The organism is Brevibacillus borstelensis (genome assembly GCF_036700025.1).
GTDB lineage: Bacteria > Bacillota > Bacilli > Brevibacillales > Brevibacillaceae > Brevibacillus > Brevibacillus borstelensis.
The window spans coordinates 1,306,822-1,325,185 of sequence record NZ_CP144922.1; the positions used below are offsets into that span (position 1 = coordinate 1,306,822).

13 protein-coding genes are annotated in these 18,364 nt (G+C 52.3%); 10 read left to right on the top strand and 3 right to left on the bottom strand.

Annotation, left to right across the window (positions count from 1 at the left end):
• Positions 1–80 precede the first annotated feature (80 nt).
• The 7 genes from V5G20_RS06020 to V5G20_RS06050 all read left to right on the top strand — a co-directional run bounded on the left by V5G20_RS06020 (position 81) and on the right by V5G20_RS06050 (position 10,420).
• Entirely contained in the window at positions 81–497 is a 417-nt protein-coding gene (locus V5G20_RS06020) for a hypothetical protein (protein WP_003391307.1), read from the top strand.
• A gap of 182 nt (positions 498–679) precedes the next feature.
• Positions 680–1,405 (top strand): ABC transporter ATP-binding protein, encoded by a 726-nt coding sequence (locus tag V5G20_RS06025; RefSeq protein ID WP_003391310.1) that lies wholly within the window; start codon positions 680–682, stop codon positions 1,403–1,405.
• The gene (locus tag V5G20_RS06030) at positions 1,398–3,059 is read left to right on the top strand and encodes a putative ABC transporter permease subunit (protein WP_031931611.1); all 1,662 of its coding nucleotides are present in this window, start codon (positions 1,398–1,400) and stop codon (positions 3,057–3,059) included. Before V5G20_RS06025 ends, V5G20_RS06030 begins: the two co-directional genes overlap by 8 nt.
• A 335-nt stretch (positions 3,060–3,394) precedes the next feature.
• On the top strand, positions 3,395–4,516 hold the full coding sequence (locus V5G20_RS06035; protein ID WP_003391313.1) for an S-layer homology domain-containing protein: 1,122 nt from the start codon (positions 3,395–3,397) through the stop codon (positions 4,514–4,516).
• 392 nt (positions 4,517–4,908) lie between these two features.
• Positions 4,909–7,317 carry a 3-hydroxyacyl-CoA dehydrogenase/enoyl-CoA hydratase family protein gene (locus V5G20_RS06040; protein WP_251255352.1) on the top strand — a complete coding sequence of 803 codons (2,409 nt, stop codon included), beginning with the start codon at positions 4,909–4,911 and terminating at the stop codon, positions 7,315–7,317.
• Between the two features lie 96 nt (positions 7,318–7,413).
• Complete coding sequence (locus tag V5G20_RS06045) at positions 7,414–8,592, top strand: acetyl-CoA C-acetyltransferase (RefSeq protein ID WP_024985577.1); 1,179 nt, start codon at positions 7,414–7,416, stop codon at positions 8,590–8,592.
• A gap of 49 nt (positions 8,593–8,641) precedes the next feature.
• Entirely contained in the window at positions 8,642–10,420 is a 1,779-nt protein-coding gene (locus V5G20_RS06050) for an acyl-CoA dehydrogenase family protein (protein ID WP_003391321.1), read from the top strand.
• A gap of 183 nt (positions 10,421–10,603) precedes the next feature.
• Here V5G20_RS06050 and V5G20_RS06055 read toward each other — a convergent pair whose 3' ends face one another.
• From V5G20_RS06055 to V5G20_RS06065, 3 genes are read right to left on the bottom strand one after another with little or no spacing between them, the layout of a single operon-like run.
• Entirely contained in the window at positions 10,604–11,770 is a 1,167-nt protein-coding gene (locus tag V5G20_RS06055) for a Ger(x)C family spore germination protein (RefSeq protein ID WP_031931610.1), read from the bottom strand.
• A 1-nt stretch (position 11,771) separates the two neighbouring features.
• Positions 11,772–13,283: a spore germination protein gene (locus V5G20_RS06060; protein WP_024985574.1), complete on the bottom strand. Its 1,512-nt coding sequence runs from the start codon at positions 13,281–13,283 to the stop codon at positions 11,772–11,774.
• Complete coding sequence (locus V5G20_RS06065; protein ID WP_031931608.1) at positions 13,273–14,361, bottom strand: GerAB/ArcD/ProY family transporter; 1,089 nt, start codon at positions 14,359–14,361, stop codon at positions 13,273–13,275. Before V5G20_RS06065 ends, V5G20_RS06060 begins: the two co-directional genes overlap by 11 nt.
• 186 nt (positions 14,362–14,547) lie before the next feature.
• Here V5G20_RS06065 and V5G20_RS06070 point away from each other — a divergent pair, with 186 nt between their 5' ends.
• The 3 genes from V5G20_RS06070 to V5G20_RS06080 are packed head-to-tail and all read left to right on the top strand — an operon-like array spanning position 14,548 to position 18,319.
• Positions 14,548–16,107 carry a spore germination protein gene (locus V5G20_RS06070; protein WP_081607824.1) on the top strand — a complete coding sequence of 520 codons (1,560 nt, stop codon included), beginning with the start codon at positions 14,548–14,550 and terminating at the stop codon, positions 16,105–16,107.
• Positions 16,104–17,204 carry a GerAB/ArcD/ProY family transporter gene (locus V5G20_RS06075; RefSeq protein WP_003391332.1) on the top strand — a complete coding sequence of 367 codons (1,101 nt, stop codon included), beginning with the start codon at positions 16,104–16,106 and terminating at the stop codon, positions 17,202–17,204. Before V5G20_RS06070 ends, V5G20_RS06075 begins: the two co-directional genes overlap by 4 nt.
• Positions 17,201–18,319 carry a Ger(x)C family spore germination protein gene (locus tag V5G20_RS06080; RefSeq protein ID WP_003391334.1) on the top strand — a complete coding sequence of 373 codons (1,119 nt, stop codon included), beginning with the start codon at positions 17,201–17,203 and terminating at the stop codon, positions 18,317–18,319. Before V5G20_RS06075 ends, V5G20_RS06080 begins: the two co-directional genes overlap by 4 nt.
• Positions 18,320–18,364 lie beyond the last annotated feature (45 nt).

Below are 18,364 nucleotides of genomic sequence, written 5' to 3' on the forward strand. Positions count from 1 at the left end.
CAGATAGGGGTTGTTTCCAACCAGTATTTACGGCTATCATGAAGGGAGTCATGCAGTTCGAATAGTTGAGGTGGATAATCATGTTTGGTTTTGGAAAAAAAGTGAAAAAGCTGGAAGGTACGGACGTACTGATCATTAAGACAGAAGAAGCAGCCAACCGGAATTTTTATCAGGTGGCCTTTCCCAGCATGTATGCAAACGATATTGTGAGCATGTTGAAAAAATTGGAGCGCTCTTCTTTCAACAAGCCCGAATACCTCGGTGAGATCGGCGGTTTTCGCATGGTTACCCACCTGGAAGCCATGATGGACATCACTGTCATGGACGAGGCAGACATGGAAGGGCATCCGGTGCAAATCCAGGACTTTGCCAATATTTTGCTGCGCCGTCTGGAAGCGCTGGAAGAGCGCGGCGTGCTGGGCGACAATGAAGATATTGCCTTTATCATGGGCGAATTGACCATGCTCAGAGACGGAAGCTTCATTCCGCAAGCCTAATGAACAGAATGCGGCAACAGTTGCATCCAAAAAGGAGAGTGAATTTGTTCACTGCTCCTTTTTGTTTTGTTTGATAAATTCGGGGAATTGCGCAAATTCCGATATATGCAACCAATAAGCCGGTTAAAACGTACTTAAACAGGGGACCTTCCTTCCCAGCGGCACATATGAGGAGGTACATGATGATAGAACTCCAAGGAGTTACCAAAAGCTACAACGGCTCGACAAAAGCGGTCGACAACCTTCAGTTGACCATTCCGAGAGGCGAGATATTCGGTTTTCTGGGGCCAAATGGCGCAGGGAAAACAACCACTATCAAAATGATTACGGGGATCACTCGTCCTGACCGGGGAACGGTGCTGATCAATGGAAAGGATATTTTGACCGATACAGTTGCGGCCAAGCGCCAGTTTGGCTTTGTACCCGACAGCCCGGATCTGTTTTTGCGGCTGAGAGGATTGGAATACGTCAATTTCATGGCGGATATGTACGAGGTTCCGCACAGCCTGCGCAAGGAACGGATCGAAGTTCTGGCGAAACGGTTCGACATGATCGATGCCCTGACCGATCCCATCCAGAGCTATTCCCACGGAATGAGGCAAAAAATCATTATCATGGGAGTGCTCATCCACGAGCCGGAAGTCTGGATTATGGACGAACCGCTGACCGGTCTCGATCCGAAATCATCCTATACCCTGAAAGAAATGATGCGGGAGCACGCCGACTCCGGAAGGACTGTGCTTTTCTCGACTCACGTACTGGAAGTGGCGGAAAAGCTGTGCGATCGGGTAGCCATTATCAACAAAGGAGTCCTGCAGTTCTGCGGTACATTCCGCGAGATGCAGGAGCACTTCCAGTCCGATGAATCACTGGAGCGCTTGTTCCTGGAGATGACCGATCATGAATAAGACCTGGCAATTGACAAAAGTGATGCTGAAAAACGGCAGCGGCTTTTTGGGAGGCAAAGCAAAGGACAGGTGGAAAAAGATTGCGCTGCTGCTGTTGGCTTGTCTCGGCCTGTTGCCGTTGATGTCGGCCTACGTCATGATTGCATCAGCGCTCTATGACGGCCTGAAGCTGGTCGGACAGGAAACGGTTCTGTTGGGGTTGGGGCTGGCTGCAGCCTGCTTGGGCATCTTTGTTCTCGGCATTTTTTACGTTCTATCCGTCTTTTTTTATTCACAGGACATTGAGCATCTGCTCCCTCTGCCGCTAAAGCCCGCTCAGATTATCGGCGCGAAGTTTCTCGTCACGCTTCTGTACGAGTATGCGACGGTGGCGATCCTTTTAGGACCTCTTTTGATTACGTACGGATTCAAAAGCGAAGCAGGCGTCCTTTACTACCTGCACATGCTGATCACTTTTTTGGTGCTGCCGGTCATTCCTGTCGTCCTAGCCTCGCTTGTGGCGATGGTGTTCATGCGGTTTACCAACATCGGCAAGAGTAAAGACCGCTTCCGGCTGATCGGCGGATTGGTGGCCATCGCGATCGCGATCGGGTTTCAGGCAATCGTGCAGCGGGGGGCAAGTACGATTGAGAACGCAGAGCAGCTTCAGGAAATGATTTTGTCAGACAAAAATATGTTTTTGTCGCTCGTCACACAGATGTTTCCGACGAGCAGACTGGGCGCGATGGCTTTGGCAGAAGCAGGCACGTTAGTCGGCATCGGCTATCTTGGGGCTTTCCTGTTCATCTCCGCAGCCTTCGGAGCAGCGCTCATCATTCTCGGTGATCGGTTGTATTTGAAAGGCGTTATGGGCATTTCGGAAACGGCTGCGAAGCGCCAGCGGGCCAGTGCGGAAGAGTTTGACCGCATGACGGGAAAACGTTCCGCCTTCCTCGCCTACGCGATCAAAGAGTGGAAAACGCTGTTCCGGACACCTGCCTTTCTGCTCAACTGCGTGCTTTCCAGTCTCTTTTTGCCGTTTATTGCTTTTCTGCCCTTGGCGACACGCTCAGATGGCTTGTCCGGCCTTTCCGCATACGGGGAGATGCTTCAATCGGAGACAGCGGCAGGGATCGGCATTGCAATCGCAGTGGCCGCAGCCATGTTTATTACGACCACGGGGAGCATCTCTGTAACGGCAATTTCTCGGGAGGGACAGAACTTTTTCGTCAACAAGTTTCTGCCGGTTCCCGCTTCGGTGATCATCTTGGCAAAAATTGTACCGGGATGTATTTTAGGCGTTTTCAGCCTGCTATTGATGGAGGTTCTGGCGGGTATCGCACTGCAAGCTCCTGTCTCCTTTCTGCTCCTGTCTTTTGTGGCGGCTGTCCCGGGAATTCTGTTTATCAATCTGATTGGGATCATGATCGACCTGAACATGCCTAAGCTGGATTGGGACTCGGAGCAAAAAGCGGTGAAGCAGAACATGAACACGCTCATACCGCTCATCATCATGCTGGCTGTTTCCGGATTGATTTTCTTCTTTGTGATCCAGGGAGATGCCGCAAGCTCCATGGTTGCCGGCACTGTATGCGTCCTGTTTGTGATCGTGGACCTGATTCTGTATCGTATATTGATGAAAAAAGGACCAGGCTGGATGGAAAAAATCGACTGATCATCTGCAAGCTGTCACCGGGGGCCTCAGGGTCTCCGGTTTTTCTGTTTTCAAAACGATTCTTTGGAACTAACGATGATTGTACATAAAGCCGTTTATTTTTCCTGGTGATGGGCGAAAGGAACTATTTTTAGTTCCTGAAGACTACTTCTATCTGTTCAATTTTTCTGGCAATCTTTACAATTGTAGAAATGATTGGTATTTTTGTCTCGGGTCATATAGTGTTTTAGTAAGGGAAAATGCAACCATTCGGCTAGGTGGACCTGCCAAATGGAGAGGGAATAGTTGGCTTACATATTAGCTTAGCTTTAAAAATAATCTGAAAGGAGTATAGTATGCGCAAACGGCATTCTCTTTTCCTACTCATTGTCGCAATCCTGGTGCAGTCAGTTTTTGCTGTCCAGGCGGGGGCGGCGGAAACTTACTACGATGATATCAGAGGGCACTGGGCTGAAAAGGAGATCCTCTTTCTTGAACAGCGGGGCATATTCAAGCACGGAGGGAACCGCCACTTCAACCCGGACAAGACGGTGTCGCGCGGAGAAGCGCTGGCACTGGTCAACCGCGTTCTGGAGGATGTGTACGGAAGACTTGCAACCCCCGTCCCCCAGCCGTATCTGGATCATCGCTATCCGTTGAAAACGGAAATCGAAGGACTGGTTGCCAACATGCAGGTGTTGCTCGATGTAAACACCGGGTTTGTCAACGATTTCAGGCCGGGCGATCTGATGGTCTACAATCTGCATCTCGCATCAAATGGCATGCTGATGAAAAAACCGCAGAAAGTCAATCCCGAATGGTGGGTGCCTACGCCTTACCTGCAATATCCGATGTCGAGGGAAGAGGCGAGCATGATCCTGTTCCATGTGCTGTCGCCATACAAGCTTCGCATCGTCGAGCCCAAAATCAATGACGTAAGACTGTTTTATGACGGCTATTCCCAGTGGAAGCACAAGAGCAGCTACGTCGATACCGTTTCTCCTTATGCGGAAGCGATTCGGGAATTCCAACTGTTTGGCGGGCAGCGAAATTTTGACCCGTACTCCAACATGACCAGAGCCCAGTTTGCGGTTGTGCTCACCCGCTTGCATCATTTTTTGGAGGGGGACGCCAGCAAGCAGTTCAAGGAAAGCACGAAGCGGCAGCAGATCGCAGCCAACCTGCTGTTGACGGCGGCCAATCGGGCGTTTTTGGACAAAGATCAGCAGCGCTTGTCTTCCTATGTAAGCGAAGCTGCCATAGAGAGTCTGACCAAATTGCAAGCAGCTTTGCCGCTGCATAGTTACATGGCGGAATTGAAGCTCAAAAGGGACGAAAACAGTTCCGATAAATTATGGGTGACCGGCAAGTACGAGCATCGCCAGGTGGGACCCTATGAGCTGGAGTTCCTATTTGAAAAAGACGAATCCAATCCGTTTGGACATAAGATTACGTCGATTGCGTACAGAGAGCGGTAAGAAGAGAAGGGAAGGGAAGGGAGCAGCCGACAGAAACGTTCGGCATCCCTCCTTTTTTGATTGATTGTCCCAAAAGATGAAAAAGCGTACAGTCTTGCTGTTGCAAAAAATCGGCAAATGGAGATTGCAACGGCTTCTCTTTTCGATTACAATAAAAACTGAACGGTGATTCAGTGTCGGCTGAACTGCCAGACATCTCACGAAAGCGCAAGCAAAAAGTGGTGAGATGTTTTTTTACAAAACAAAAATGAATGAGCATTCATTCAAAGGAGACATGTAAAGCGGAATACAGGAATATTTTTGAACGAGTAGAAATCAGAAAGCAAGGATTTTTTGTTCAGACTATTTCGTATTTACCGCGAGATTCTAGTTTACATGAGGGAGGGTATTGGATGGAACGCAAAATTCGCAAAGCGGCTGTTCTCGGTTCCGGCGTGATGGGAGCAGGTATCGCCGCCCACTTGGCCAATGTGGGTATCCCTGTCTATCTGCTCGACATCGTGCCGGGTGAATTGACGGAAGAAGAGAGTAAAAAAGGGAAAACGCTGGCAGACCCTGCCGTTCGAAATCGGATTGCGCAAAGCGGCAAAGAGCGGCTGTTGAAGGAAAAACCGGCTCCGCTCTACGACAAGGCCAATCTTGAGCTGATCACCGTCGGCAACCTGGAGGATCACCTGTCCTATCTGGGTGAAGTGGATTGGATCATCGAGGTCGTCGTCGAAAACCTCGACGTCAAGAAAAAGGTGTTTGAAACGGTAGAAGCCCATAGAAAGCCTGGAACGATCGTCTCCTCCAATACATCCGGTGTCTCCATCAACGAAATGAGCGAGGGTCGCTCCGAGGAATTCCGCCGGCATTTCCTGGGCACCCACTTCTTTAATCCGCCTCGTTATCTGAAGCTTCTGGAGATTATTCCGGGGCAGGATACCGATCCGGCGATTGTCGACTACATGATGCATTTCGGAGAATTTGTCCTCGGCAAAGGGACGGTTCTTTGCAAGGATACGCCCAACTTTATCGCCAACCGGATTGGCACATACGGCCTCCAGGTCTCCATTCAGGAAATGGTTCGGCTCGGGCTTGGCGTGGACGAAGTAGACGCGTTGACGGGTCCGGCGATCGGCCGTCCGAAAAGCGCCACATTCCGCACGCTTGATGTCGTCGGTCTCGACACCTATGTGCACGTTGCAAACAACGTCAAACAAAAAAGTTCGGACGCGCAGGAGATCGCCGTGTTCGAGGTCCCGACCTTTGTCCTGGAGATGGTGGAGAAACGCTGGCTCGGCCAAAAAGCCGGACAAGGTTTTTTCAAGCAGGTGAAAACAGCGGAAGGCAAGGAAATCCTTGCGCTGGACTACAATACGATGGAGTACCGCCCGCGGGCGAAGGCAAAATACGCTTCGCTGGAGGCGGCCAAGACAGCCAAAACGCTGCCGGAAAAGCTGAAGGCGCTCGTATACGGAAAAGACAAGGGAAGCGAATTTGTCTGGAGCGTCTTCAAAAAGGTCTTGCTCTACTCGGCTGAAAAAGCGCATGAAATCGCGGATGACATCGTCTCTGTCGACCAGGCGATGAAGTGGGGCTTCGGCTGGGAACTGGGACCGTTTGAGACTTGGGACGCCATCGGGGTGGAAAAATCGGTGGCCCGGATGCGCGAAGAAGGAGAGAGCATCCCGGCACTGGTAGAGGAGCTTTTGGCAAGCGGAAAAACGTCTTTCTATCAAAAACAGGAGGGACGCCGGGCAGCATTCGCAATCGGCGGCGCCTATAAAGCCATAGAGGAGAAAAAGGAAAAGATCAACCTGGCCGCGCTCAAGGAGCAAGGCAAGCTGATCAAGAAAAACGCCGGCGCAGCTCTGGTGGATCTGGGCGATGGCGTAGCCTGCCTCGAGTTTACATCGCCGCACAACGCTTTGGGCATGGATGTCCTGCAGTTGGCCAGCTACGCCGTGGAAGAAGTGCAGCGCAATTTCCTCGGCCTGGTCATTGGCAATCAGGGGAAAAACTTCTGCGTCGGCATGAACCTCGGCTACGCCCTGATGGAAGCCCAGGATGAAAACTGGTTTGAGCTGGATATGCTGGTCAGCCGCTTCCACAAGGTAGGCAATGCGATGAAAAGCATGCACAGGCCGGTCGTTGCGGCTCCATTCGGGATGACGCTCGGCGGCGGAGTGGAGATCTGCTACCTCGCAGACCGCGTTCAGGCGTCGGCAGAAACCTATCTCGGACTCGTCGAGGTCGGCGTTGGCCTTTTGCCGGGGGGCGGCGGCACGAAGGAAATGCTGTTCCGCGCCATGGAGCACGTACCGGAGGGCGGCACTGTCCCGGTAGACCCGTTCCCGTTTGTGGCCCGGGCTTTTGAAGCGATTGCCATGGCAAAGGTATCGACCAGCGGCAAGGAAGCGATCAACCTCGGCTATTTGCGCTCCACTGACCGGATCAGCATCAATTCCGACCACCTGCTCTACGATGCCAAGCAACTGGTGCTGGCGATGGACCGGGAAGGCTATACGCCGCCCAAGCCGCGCAAAATCCGCGTCATTGGAGAGAGCGGCTACGCCAATCTGCGCCAGAATATTTACTCGATGAAAAAGAGCGGGTACATCAGCGACCACGATGAGCTGATCGCCAGCAAGATCGCCTATGTGATGTCGGGCGGAAGCGTTCCTGCGGGCACAGAGGTGTCCGAGGAGTACATCCTGGAGCTGGAGAAGCAGGCGTTTCTGGAGCTGATCAAAACGCCAAAAACACAGCAGCGGATGCAGCACATGCTGACAAAGAACAAGCCGCTGCGGAACTGATCATAACGAGCTTTTGCGGGAGCGCGTCTGCACCTGTAATAGTGATAGGCAAAAGGGGAAGATCCCAGGAAGATCGCCAGAAAGAGGGGAAGAGCCATGAAGGAAGCAGTAATCGTCGCAGGTGCCCGCACTGCTGTTGGCAGAGCCAAGCGGGGCAGCCTGAAGGACGTTCATCCCGTTGATATGGGCGCTGCAGTCGTCAGCAATCTGCTCGGCCGGGTGCCGCAGCTGAATCCGGCTGACATCGAGGACATCATTATCGGCAACGCTGTTCCAGAAGCGGAACAAGGAATGAACATGGCCCGTCTGATCGGTTTGCGGGCAGGGCTTCCGACGAACGTATCCGGCATTACGGTCAACCGTTTCTGTTCATCCGGTCTGCAGACGATCGCCTATGCGGCCCATCAGATCATGGTGGGCGGGGCTGACGTAATCGTCGCTGGCGGTGTAGAAAGCATGAGCCTGCTGCCGATGACCGGTCACAAGGTAGCCTTGAACCCGACGCTGGTCGAGACCATGCCGGAGGCGTACATGGGCATGGGGCATACGGCCGAAGAGGTGGCGAAGCGCTACCGGATCAGCCGCGAGGACCAGGATGCTTTCGCACTGAGGAGTCACCAGCGTGCGGCAGCCGCACTGGCAGCAGGCAAATTCAGCGGAGAAATCGTCCCGATCACTGTCAAGTCGCATTATCTCGATGAAAATCACAAGCTGCACGTGCAAGAGCGCGTTTTTGATACGGACGAAGGAGTCCGGGCAGACACTTCGCTGGAAGCGCTGGCCAAATTGAAGCCGGTCTTCCACGTCAAAGGCAGCGTCACGGCAGGCAACTCTTCGCAGACGAGCGATGGCGCCGCGGCCGTTCTGGTCATGTCGGCAGAAAAGGCGGCAGAGCTGGGTGTCCAGCCGATCGCCAAGTTCAGATCGTTTACGGTCGGCGGTGTCGATCCGGACGTGATGGGGATCGGACCGGTGGTGGCCATTCCGAAGGCGCTGAAAATGGCGGGACTGAGCATTGCCGATGTAGACCTGTTTGAGTTGAACGAAGCGTTCGCCTCCCAGTCGCTGGCAGTTATCCGAGAGCTTGGCCTTGACGAGGAAAAGGTGAATGTAAACGGCGGAGCGATCGCGCTGGGCCATCCGCTCGGCTGCACAGGCGCCAAGCTGACCGTCTCCCTCCTGAACGAACTGAAACGGCGCGGCGGCAAATACGGCGTCGTGACGATGTGCATCGGCGGCGGAATGGGAGCCGCAGGCGTATTTGAAATGGTGTAGGCAAGCGCATTGACGTTATTCAATCGAAAAGCTAAAGGAGAGAATGGCAATGGCTGATACCAAAGAATTGATCCGCGGCGGCAGCTTTCTGATTGACGCAGGCAGCGCCGACTCGATGTTTGTTCCTGAGGAATACACGGAAGAACAAAAAATGATCGCCAAAACGACAGAAGAGTTCGTCGTCGGTGAAGTTCGCCCCCATTTGGAAGAGATCGAAAACCATAACTTCGACATCTCGGTCCGCCTGCTGAAGGAAGCCGGCGAGCTGGGCCTGCTGGGCGGCGACGTGCCGGAAAAATACGACGGCCTGGGTCTGGACAAAGTGAGCACGGCTTTGGTGACAGAGAAGTTTTCGCTGGCACGCGGCTTTGCGCTCAGCTACGGAGCCCATGTGGGCATTGGTTCCCTGCCGATCGTCTACTTCGGCAATGACGATCAAAAGCGCCGCTACCTGCCGGATCTCGCCTCCGGCAAACGTCTGGCTGCGTATTGCCTGACCGAGCCAGGCTCCGGTTCAGATGCGCTGGGTGCAAAGACGACGGCCAAACTGTCCGAGGACGGCAAGCATTATATTCTGAACGGCGAGAAGCAATGGATCACCAACGCAGGCTTTGCCGATGTCTTTATCGTCTACGCAAAAATCGATGGCGAGCACTTTACCGCTTTCATCGTGGAGCGCGAATTCCCCGGAGTGTCATTTGGACCGGAGGAAAAGAAGATGGGCATCAAGGGTTCCTCTACTCGCACTGTCATTCTGGAGGATGTTCCGGTACCGGTGGAAAACCTGCTGGGCGAGCCGGGCAGAGGCCATGTCATCGCCTTCAACATCCTCAACGTAGGCCGCTACAAGCTGGCCGTAGGAGCGGTCGGCTCCGCGAAACGGGCGCTGGAGCTGGCGACCAACTACGCAAAAGAGCGGAAGCAGTTCAAGACGCCGATTGCCAACTTTACGCTGATCAAAAACAAGCTGGCCAACATGGCGCTGAAAACATACGCATCGGAAAGCTCCGTGTACCGGACCGTCGGCTTGTTCGACACCGCTCTCTCCAGCCTCGGCGACAAGCAAGATGACGGGCGCGAGGTGGCGAAGGCAATCGCCGAATACGCAATCGAATGCTCAATCAACAAGGTGTTTGCTACAGAGGTACTCGACTACTGCGTGGACGAAGGTGTGCAAATCCACGGGGGCTACGGCTTTATGTCGGAGTACGAGATCGAGAACATGTACCGCGACTCCCGGATCAACCGGATCTTTGAAGGGACAAACGAAATCAACCGCATGCTGATCCCTGACATGCTCGTCAAGAAAGCGATGAAAGGAGAGCTGCCTCTGCTGCAAGCGGCAGCCAACCTGCAGGAAGAGTTGATGAGCTACTATCCGGAGGAGATCGAAGACGCACCGCTGGCTCAGGAGAAGCACCTGATCGATATGACCCGCAAAATCATCCTGATGGTGGCCGGTTCCGCCTTGATGAAGTATCAACAGGCGATTGCGAAAGAGCAGGAGCTGCTCGCTCTCGCGGCAGACATGCTGATCGAGCTGTACGCGATGGACAGCGTCGTCAAGCGGACAGAGAAAGCCATTGCCAAAAACGGCGTTGAGAAGGAGCAGCAAAAGCTGGATCTGACGACCGTTTACGTGAGCGATGCGTTTGACAAGGTTGAAGCATGGGCGAAGGAAGCGCTGGCTGCGATGGAGGAAGGCGACGATCTCAGAATCCGCCTCTCGATTTTGAAAAAGCTGACGCGCCGCACTCCGATCAACACGGTTCAGCTGAAGCGTGTCATCGCTGATCGTGTCATCGAAGCCGGCGGATATGTGCTGTAGAGTCGGGGGAAGGCCATTTCAATGTAACAACATGCGGCGCTGACCACGTCGACTATTGGCAAAACAGAAGCAGATCACGAAAGGCTGCCTGGCCTGGTGATCTGCTTTGTTATGTTCCGGCTACTTTTTCTGCGTATATATCCGCTGTCCGAAGCGAGCCGCTCCATCGGCGGCTCAGCCCTTTCATCTCCTGTCATCCGCGCCTGTTTTCCGCTGACGCACTTTCGAAATGCCTCCATCGGTTATTTTGACCTCGACCTCAATCGATTTCAAAGAGTCTGGTGTCAAAGGAAGCACGCCCTCCTGATTCAAGTGATGCCACTCGCGGGGAAATTTTCGATAAAAGGAATGTCCCAATTCAAGCGTATCGATTCCCAGCTTCAGCCCGCGGTCATAGAGCGAGCGGACCTCGGCTTCAATCTGTCTGGCTGCATCCTTTTCCAAGAGCGCTATACGGGTTGGCTGAAACAATTGAGTCACGTAGCCCGTTGTCTTGATGGATATGCGAAAGATGGGACGGCCTTTTTCCAATCCCGGTATTATTTTGGGGCGTGGGGACTCCATCACCAGCAGAGCCGATTTTTTTCCCGACTTAAGAAGAGTCCGCCGCGTCTCTTTCTCCAGCCACCGTACGCCTGCGACCTGCTCGTGGGGCAAGCACCCCTTCAGCTCTTTGTTTTGCAGGAAGCAGATTCCGTTAATCTTCAACTGCGGAAGTGGCTTTTTGTTTTCGGTCCACGGTTTTTTTTCCACTGACAGGAAGGGAAGGCGGACTACTCCATTCGGCTCGTTTCTCTCGGAAATGACTCGAAACAATAATAGGGGCCGAATGTACGAAAATTGGCCGTAAATGTCTTTGGGGTCGGCCAGTTGGGAGTAAAGGACGGATATTCCCAGTATCGGCCTGGCGTTGAAGACGTCCTCAAGCGATTCTTTCGTGGCAAAGGACCATACGGAATAACGAAATTCTTGGTACCTGTCTAGCGCATCCATGACCTGATCAAACTTTCCGTGCTTCAAGGCCCGTTCAGTGAAAACAATGGAGTGCACGTGGCTCCATATGAGCCGCTGCTGAGTGGTCGTATAAATCTGATAGATGGCTGAAACGTAGGTGTCGCCTTCGCCTTTTGCAACGGAGACTGGTTCTCTCGTCAATTGTGTATTGCTTTCTTTTTTGGCGATGTTGGAAAAGCCGAGAATTTGCAGATAGACGACTACCTTGTGATTGACGTAATCGACTCCAATCGCATCGATGTAAATAAGCTGTTCGATATCCCGGGCGTTCCAGCAGCCGCCCAGCAGGATCGAAGCAGCCAACACGACGGCTATCATCCGCTTTGTTCGTTCCATCCTAAGAATCGTTCTCCTTGCGCGAAGAGCGTTTCAAAATGCTTGCTTTTCCTTCCCATAACCGCCATGGCATGCGAATCAGGACCTTGGCCATGTCTCGCAGGACAGGGGGAGAGAGCGGTGTCAGGTAGTAGACGCCAAAGGAACGGGAGTTGGCAAAGAAGAGGAGTACGCCAATCAGCGCCATCATGAATCCGAATATCCCGAAGACCGAACAAATGATAAGAACGGCAATGCGGAGGAGACTGAGGGTCCCGACTACACTCTGATTCACCATGGTAAAGGTAGCCATAATGGAAATGGCGATAATGACCAGGCTGCCGGGAGCAGTCAAACCGGCAGAAATGGCTGCCTGTCCGACGATCAGTCCGCCGACGACAGAGAGTGTTTGTCCGATGGCCATCGGCATACGCAAACCCGCTTCGCGAAACAACTCAAAAAGCAGAAGCATGAACAATGCTTCCAAGGCGGCCGGAAGCGGCACTCCTTGACGGGAAATCACCATGGTGGCGATCATGGTGTAAGGCAGCTGGTCCTGATGGTATGTTACCAATGCCACCCAAAATCCGGGCAAAAACAAGGCCGCGAACACACTGCACAGGCGAATGATGCGGACAAACACGACCATGTAGATCGAGGTGTTGGCATCCTCCGACGTGTTGATCAAATACGTAAAGTTGGCCGGTGCGACCAATGCGGTCGGAGAACCGTCAACCAAGATGGCAAAGCGCCCGGTCAACAGGCTGTTTACCACGAAATCGGGTCTTCCCGTATGCTCATACAACGGCAGAATCGTAAACGGGGTATCCAGCAAAAGCTCTTCCAGTTGGGTGCTTGTTACGATCCCATTGCTTTTGATCGAGGAGAGCTTGAGCCGGATTTCATCGACAAGCTTTTGGTCAATCGTGTGGTGAAGGTACAACAATCCGACCTTCGTCCGTGTCTGGCTTCCCAGAATGTACGACTCGTAATGCAAGAGCGGAGTTTTCAGCCTCTTGCGGATCAGCGCGACATTCGTCGTGATATCTTCGGTAAAGCCGTCGCGAGGTCCGCGAATGGAAACTTCCGTATTCGGTTCTTCGGGGGAGCGCTGCGGACGATTATCCGCATCTATGCTGTACAGTGCTCCCCACTCGTTGAACAAGATCAGCAATTTTCCCTCGAACACATGGTTTACGATCTCGTCTGCATTGGCCTGAGTCAACTTCCTTAGAAAAAAGGGGCGTTTCTGCTGCAAATCTTGCTCTTCGGTGATCTCTCCGGAGCGAAATAGTTCACTCATTTCCGGGAGGATGTACTCCATGAGGATATGCTTGTCACAAAGGCCTTCCGCATAGATCAGATATACAGTGACGTCTTGCAAATGAGGGAGCATGCCGTAGTGTTCCACAGAGACATCGTGGCAGCCTGAAAAAAGCTGGCGGATCGCTTCAGGACGGAGGCTGTCCAGATGGGGAATCTCACCCGGGGAATTCACTTGATCGGAAGGGTGCTCTCGCGTCTTATTGTTCATGGAGATCCTCCTTCTTGCTGGAGAGTAACGCCAGTAACGTAAGTGTCAAAGTCAGGAGCAAGGCGGCAATGAGCAGGCCGGGCAGCAAAAATCTGGTCAGTGACAAATAGAACCCGATATCGTCATAGGGCCACAATGCCAAACACATGCTCACCAGACAGGCGAAGACGAGAACCCAAACCCGCTTGCGGCCGTCCGGAAAATTGAATATCTCGACGAGCAAATAAAAGGCGAGAGATACGCGGATGAAAGCTCCGCTAAACCATTGATAGATACTGAGAAAATCGACGTGCTCGATATACAGGCCGATTTTCACCAGCCGCCATTCCTCAAAAGCGGGATAACGCAGCTTCGCCGCTTCTGCAGGTCCAAATTCGGTAATGGCACCGGTAAGCGGCCCGATTGTAAGCCATACCATGATGAGGCCAAGGATGGCCAGCCTCCAGAACGTCACCTTTACCCCGACGTGATGCTTGATCAGCAAGAGCAGGAATAATTCCGAAAATCCCGCACCAGCGTACACCATTCCCCTCAAGACGGGCTCCCACCCATACTCCAGTACGGGGAACAGATAAGAATAATCTTTGTACTGCAGGTTGGTGCTCATCACGAAAAAACCCAGAAGAACGACGATCGGCAGCAGAAAGACAGATACCATCGAGATCGAGCGTATGCCAAAGAGAGAGTTGATGAGACAGACAAGAGCAAAAAAAAGCGCATGAATAAACATAGGGGCTTGTGGAGCGAACGTAAGGTTCACCCAGGTAATCGTGTCTTTTATCGTGATTACGGCCAGTCCCACCACATACAAGGCCAACAAAAGAGAGAGAAACCGTGTGACACCGGTTCCGTACTTCCTTTTCATCCATACGAGCAAAGGCTCGTTCCCGGTTTTCCGATAAACGTAGGAAATCATCCAAATCAATAGGAGGTACAGCGGAACTACAGCGATAACAGAGATCCAGGCATCTCGTCTCGCTGCATCCAGAAGTATCGGAATGACAATCACGTGGTTCATCAATCCGTTGGAGAGCATGAGAATAAAGATCAACTGAATAAACGAAATGCCATTTTTCATAGGTTTCCCGCCAGACTTTTCCTGATCTCTCCTAAAGTATGAGCAATTGATGGGGGAGTATACGGCACCCCCGAAAGTTCCGTCCATGTGGGGGCGAAGGTTGGGCGCTGTCAGGACGTGCATATTTTTACAGCAGTTTCCTCACTCTATACGAAAGAATACATTTTTGCTCAAGGGTAGGATCTCATGAGAAATCTGCGAGACTGGCTGCGTGGCAAGAAATCGTTTTTACAACAGGCCGGGGATGCTCAGGTTAGACAACCTGGCTCACCTTCAGCAAAGCCCATAAGTACGAGTCTGTCGGATAATATGCTAGAACTTCGTAAGAGATTTCCCTTAACACCAGATTTGATCATTCGCCATATGGACAATCCTGTGACGAGAGAGCGGGCCATACTGGTTTATCTGAGCGGATTGGTGGATAGAAACGCGATTAACAACAACGTCATCCGGCCGTTTCTGGACAAGCGGCGGTCGAGAGAAAGCAGTATTTTCAATGTCCTTACAGTGGGGAACATGGATTTCATCACAGACTGGAATGACGTCGAATCCTCGATTCTGTTGGGGAACAGCTTGTTGTTCCTTGAGGGGCAAAGCAAGGTTTTCGTGATCGAAGCGCGCGGCTGGCCGCAGCGGGCTATTGAAGACCCCCAGTCCGAAGCATCGCTCCTGGGTGCCCACCAAGGCTTTGTGGAAACGAGCATACAAAATATAGCGATGATTCGCCGGTATATTCCCAACCGCGAGTTGAAAATTCAGGAGTATACCCTCGGGAGTAGAGGGATCAGCAAAGCCTCCGTTCTATACCTGGCTGACGTGGCAAAGCCGGAAGTAGTCAAAGAGATGGTAGACCGGCTTCAACAAGTCAATATCGACACGATCCTAAACACAGGGGAACTGCGGGAAATCATCGAAGACAGCAGGTACTCTCCGTTTCCTCAACTGATCACGACCGAGCGGCCGGATACGGCTGCCTCCCATATCCTGCAAGGGAGAGTTGCGGTCGTCGTGGACCGGACGCCCAAAGTATTGATTGGACCTGCCGGCTTCGTTACCTATTTCCAAAACGTGGACGACTATAATTTGCGCTGGCCTGTCGCTACCTTTATCCGGACACTCCGGTTCATGGCCTTTTTGGTTGCCACCTTTTTGCCAGCCTTGTACATCGCGGTTGTTTCCTTCAATTATGAAATCATCCCGTTGGATTTGCTGCTTTCTGTCGGGGAGTCGAGGGAACGCGTCCCATTTCCGCCGCTTTTGGAGGCGATGCTGATGGAGATTACGCTGGAAATGCTCAGGGAGGCGGGGATACGCCTGCCTGCCCCGATCGGGCAAACCGTCGGCATTGTCGGGGGGATCGTGATCGGCCAAGCCGCCGTACAAGCGGGGATTGTCAGCAACATCATGGTAATCGTCGTCGCGTTCACGGCGATTGCCTCGTTTATCATCCCCAATTACGATATGGCTTCCGCCGTCCGCCTGGTTCGCTTTTTGATGATGGGGCTGTCGGCCATGTTCGGCATCGTGGGGATTGTCATCGGCTTGATGGGATTGATCGGGCATATGATTGCGCTGGAAAGCCTTGGCGTCCCCTATGGGGCTCCGCTGGCGCCTGCGAGATTTGCCGATTGGAAGGACCTGATTCTCCGGATCCCCTTGTGGGATATGGACAAGCGGCCGGTCAGCGCCAGAGCGGTCCAGACCAAAAGGCAGGGTACATCCGGCTCGGGGGAGGAAGGACAGTGAACCCATACGCGACCCGACAGATTACTGTCCTCCAATACATTTTTTTTATCCATGGAGCCCAGGTAGGAATCGGCATTTTGACCATCCCTCGCGATGTAGCGGAAATTGCCGGTACGGATGGATGGATCGGGATTATTCTCGGATGGCTTGCCGCGATTATGGCCAGCTTGATCATTGTCAACACGATGAAGAGGTATCCGGAATGCACCATCATTGACCTGATGCCACTATTCTTTGGAAAATGGCTGGGGAAGTGCCTGATCGCGGTGATTGTGCTCTATTGCGCATACGCTGCCACTACTGTGTTGGCCAATACGGGCGGCATCTTGAAGGTTTGGCTCCTGCCGCTCACTCCTTTTTATCAGATCATGATTTTGCTTTTGATTCCTGTTCTGTTTTTGGTCGGCAAAGGAGTAAAGACGTTGGCGCGGTATGCGGAATTGATTTTTTACTTAAGCCTATGGGTGCCGATCGCTTTGATCGTTTCTCTGAAGGAGCCTCAGTATCTGTATCTTCTGCCCGTTTTGAAGGAGGGCTGGGGACCTGTTCTGAAGGCTGTGCCAACCACGATTCTCTCCTTTTTAGGCTTTGAGCTGGCCTTTTTTCTGTACCCGCATCTGCAAAAGAAACAGTTTGCCGCTGTTGGAATTGTCATTGCCAATACGCTATCGATGCTTCTGTTTCTGTTCGTCACCCTGATTGCTTATGTCATCTTCAGCCCGGATCAAATCACAAAGTTTATCTGGCCTGTTTTAAGCATGTGGAAAGGGGTAGAATACCGGTTTCTGGAAAGGATCGACATCCTGTTTCTTGCTTTCTATCTGTTTATCATTTCGACAACCTGGATGCCGTACATGTACTTTACGGTTTTTGGAGCAGGCCGGTTGTTCAAAAAGTCCAATGAGAAAAAATACCTGCTTGGCTTTATGGCTTTGCTCGTAGCAGTGACAATGTTTTACACCCCTTCCTTTTTCGATATTCGAAAGCTGGGGGAAACATGGAGCAAAGCAGGGATGATTTTCGGATATGCTGTTCCCTTTTTCTTGTGGGGGTATGAGCGCCTGTTTCACAAATACCGGCAGAGGAGGATGCCATGATCCGGCGATTGCACTTCCTGATCCTGACAATGCTGTTGGCCATACTGCCGGGATGCGCTGATTTGCGAAATCTGGAGGATGTCACCTTGGCGCTCATGGCGGGGATAGACCTGAGCGAAAAAAATGAGCTCTTGTTCTACGTATCAAGTCCTGTATTCAGCAAAGACGCGAAAAAGAAGGTAGAGGAGTACGGAGTAAGAGCCGATAGTATCCGCCAGTCGACCAAAAGGTTTGATGCGCTCGTGACGGCCCTGACGGTAGGAGGAAAAATCCAGCTCATCGTTCTGGGCAAGCGGCTGTTGCAGCATCCCGACTGGTTTTCGCTGCTCGACACTCTCTACAGGGACGGGCGAATGACGGTTAACTCTCGCGTCGTGGTAGTAGATGGTCCCGTGCATTCCGTCTTTCATTTGAATCCTGCGGATAAACCGCGGCTGCCACTTCATTTAACCCAATTGCTCGATACGGCCAACCGCCGGAATTTGACGGTCAAGACAACGACGCAGGAGTTTCACCGCATGATGGCTGAGAAGGGAATGACGCCCTCTATAACGGAGTTCAAAGAGCGAAATAGCGTTGTAGAGGTCATGGGTACGGCTCTGTTGGACCACCAAGGGAAATACGTCACGCTGCTCCTTCCCAAAGATACCATTCTGCTTCAGATTCTCATCCACAAATTGCAGGGAGAAATGACGCTGACAGTGCCGTTGCCAGGGCAATCAGATCAGCAGAAAGTAATCAAGCCGCGGGTCTCCTTCTTTGTGAAGGATGTAACCAGAACAGTAAAAACCGGATACCGCGACAACCGTTTTCGATTTGATGTAGAATTGCAAATGGAAATCTCCCTGGCGGAGCAAATGTTCCCGGTTGAACCGGCAAAGCAATACAAGAAACTGGAACAGTTGATTGAGAAGCAGTTGGCCCAAAAGTACGCCGACCTGATCAAACAATTTCAAAAACAAAAGGTAGATCCTGTCGGCTTCGGGGTGTACGCCCGGGCGTACCAGTACAAGGAATGGAAAAAGGTTCAGGATGATTGGCCGGCGGCATTTGCCAAAGCAGAGGTGCGGGTCAAGCCTGTTATCTCTATCAAAGGAATTGGCATTACGGAATAAAAAACTCTCTTGAGCAAGGCGGAATTGCCGGATGCGGCCAATCCG

Bases quoted from the DNA above. Each gene is read 5' to 3' on its own strand.
- V5G20_RS06020 (WP_003391307.1), top strand. From the start codon at position 81: ATGTTTGGTTTTGGAAAAAAAGTGAAAAAGCTGGAAGGTACGGACGTA.
- V5G20_RS06025 (WP_003391310.1), top strand. From the start codon at position 680: ATGATAGAACTCCAAGGAGTTACCAAAAGCTACAACGGCTCGACAAAA.
- V5G20_RS06030 (WP_031931611.1), top strand. From the start codon at position 1,398: ATGAATAAGACCTGGCAATTGACAAAAGTGATGCTGAAAAACGGCAGC.
- V5G20_RS06035 (WP_003391313.1), top strand. From the start codon at position 3,395: ATGCGCAAACGGCATTCTCTTTTCCTACTCATTGTCGCAATCCTGGTG.
- V5G20_RS06040 (WP_251255352.1), top strand. From the start codon at position 4,909: ATGGAACGCAAAATTCGCAAAGCGGCTGTTCTCGGTTCCGGCGTGATG.
- V5G20_RS06045 (WP_024985577.1), top strand. From the start codon at position 7,414: ATGAAGGAAGCAGTAATCGTCGCAGGTGCCCGCACTGCTGTTGGCAGA.
- V5G20_RS06050 (WP_003391321.1), top strand. From the start codon at position 8,642: ATGGCTGATACCAAAGAATTGATCCGCGGCGGCAGCTTTCTGATTGAC.
- V5G20_RS06055 (WP_031931610.1), bottom strand. From the start codon at position 11,770: ATGGAACGAACAAAGCGGATGATAGCCGTCGTGTTGGCTGCTTCGATC.
- V5G20_RS06060 (WP_024985574.1), bottom strand. From the start codon at position 13,283: ATGAACAATAAGACGCGAGAGCACCCTTCCGATCAAGTGAATTCCCCG.
- V5G20_RS06065 (WP_031931608.1), bottom strand. From the start codon at position 14,361: ATGAAAAATGGCATTTCGTTTATTCAGTTGATCTTTATTCTCATGCTC.
- V5G20_RS06070 (WP_081607824.1), top strand. From the start codon at position 14,548: ATGAGAAATCTGCGAGACTGGCTGCGTGGCAAGAAATCGTTTTTACAA.
- V5G20_RS06080 (WP_003391334.1), top strand. From the start codon at position 17,201: ATGATCCGGCGATTGCACTTCCTGATCCTGACAATGCTGTTGGCCATA.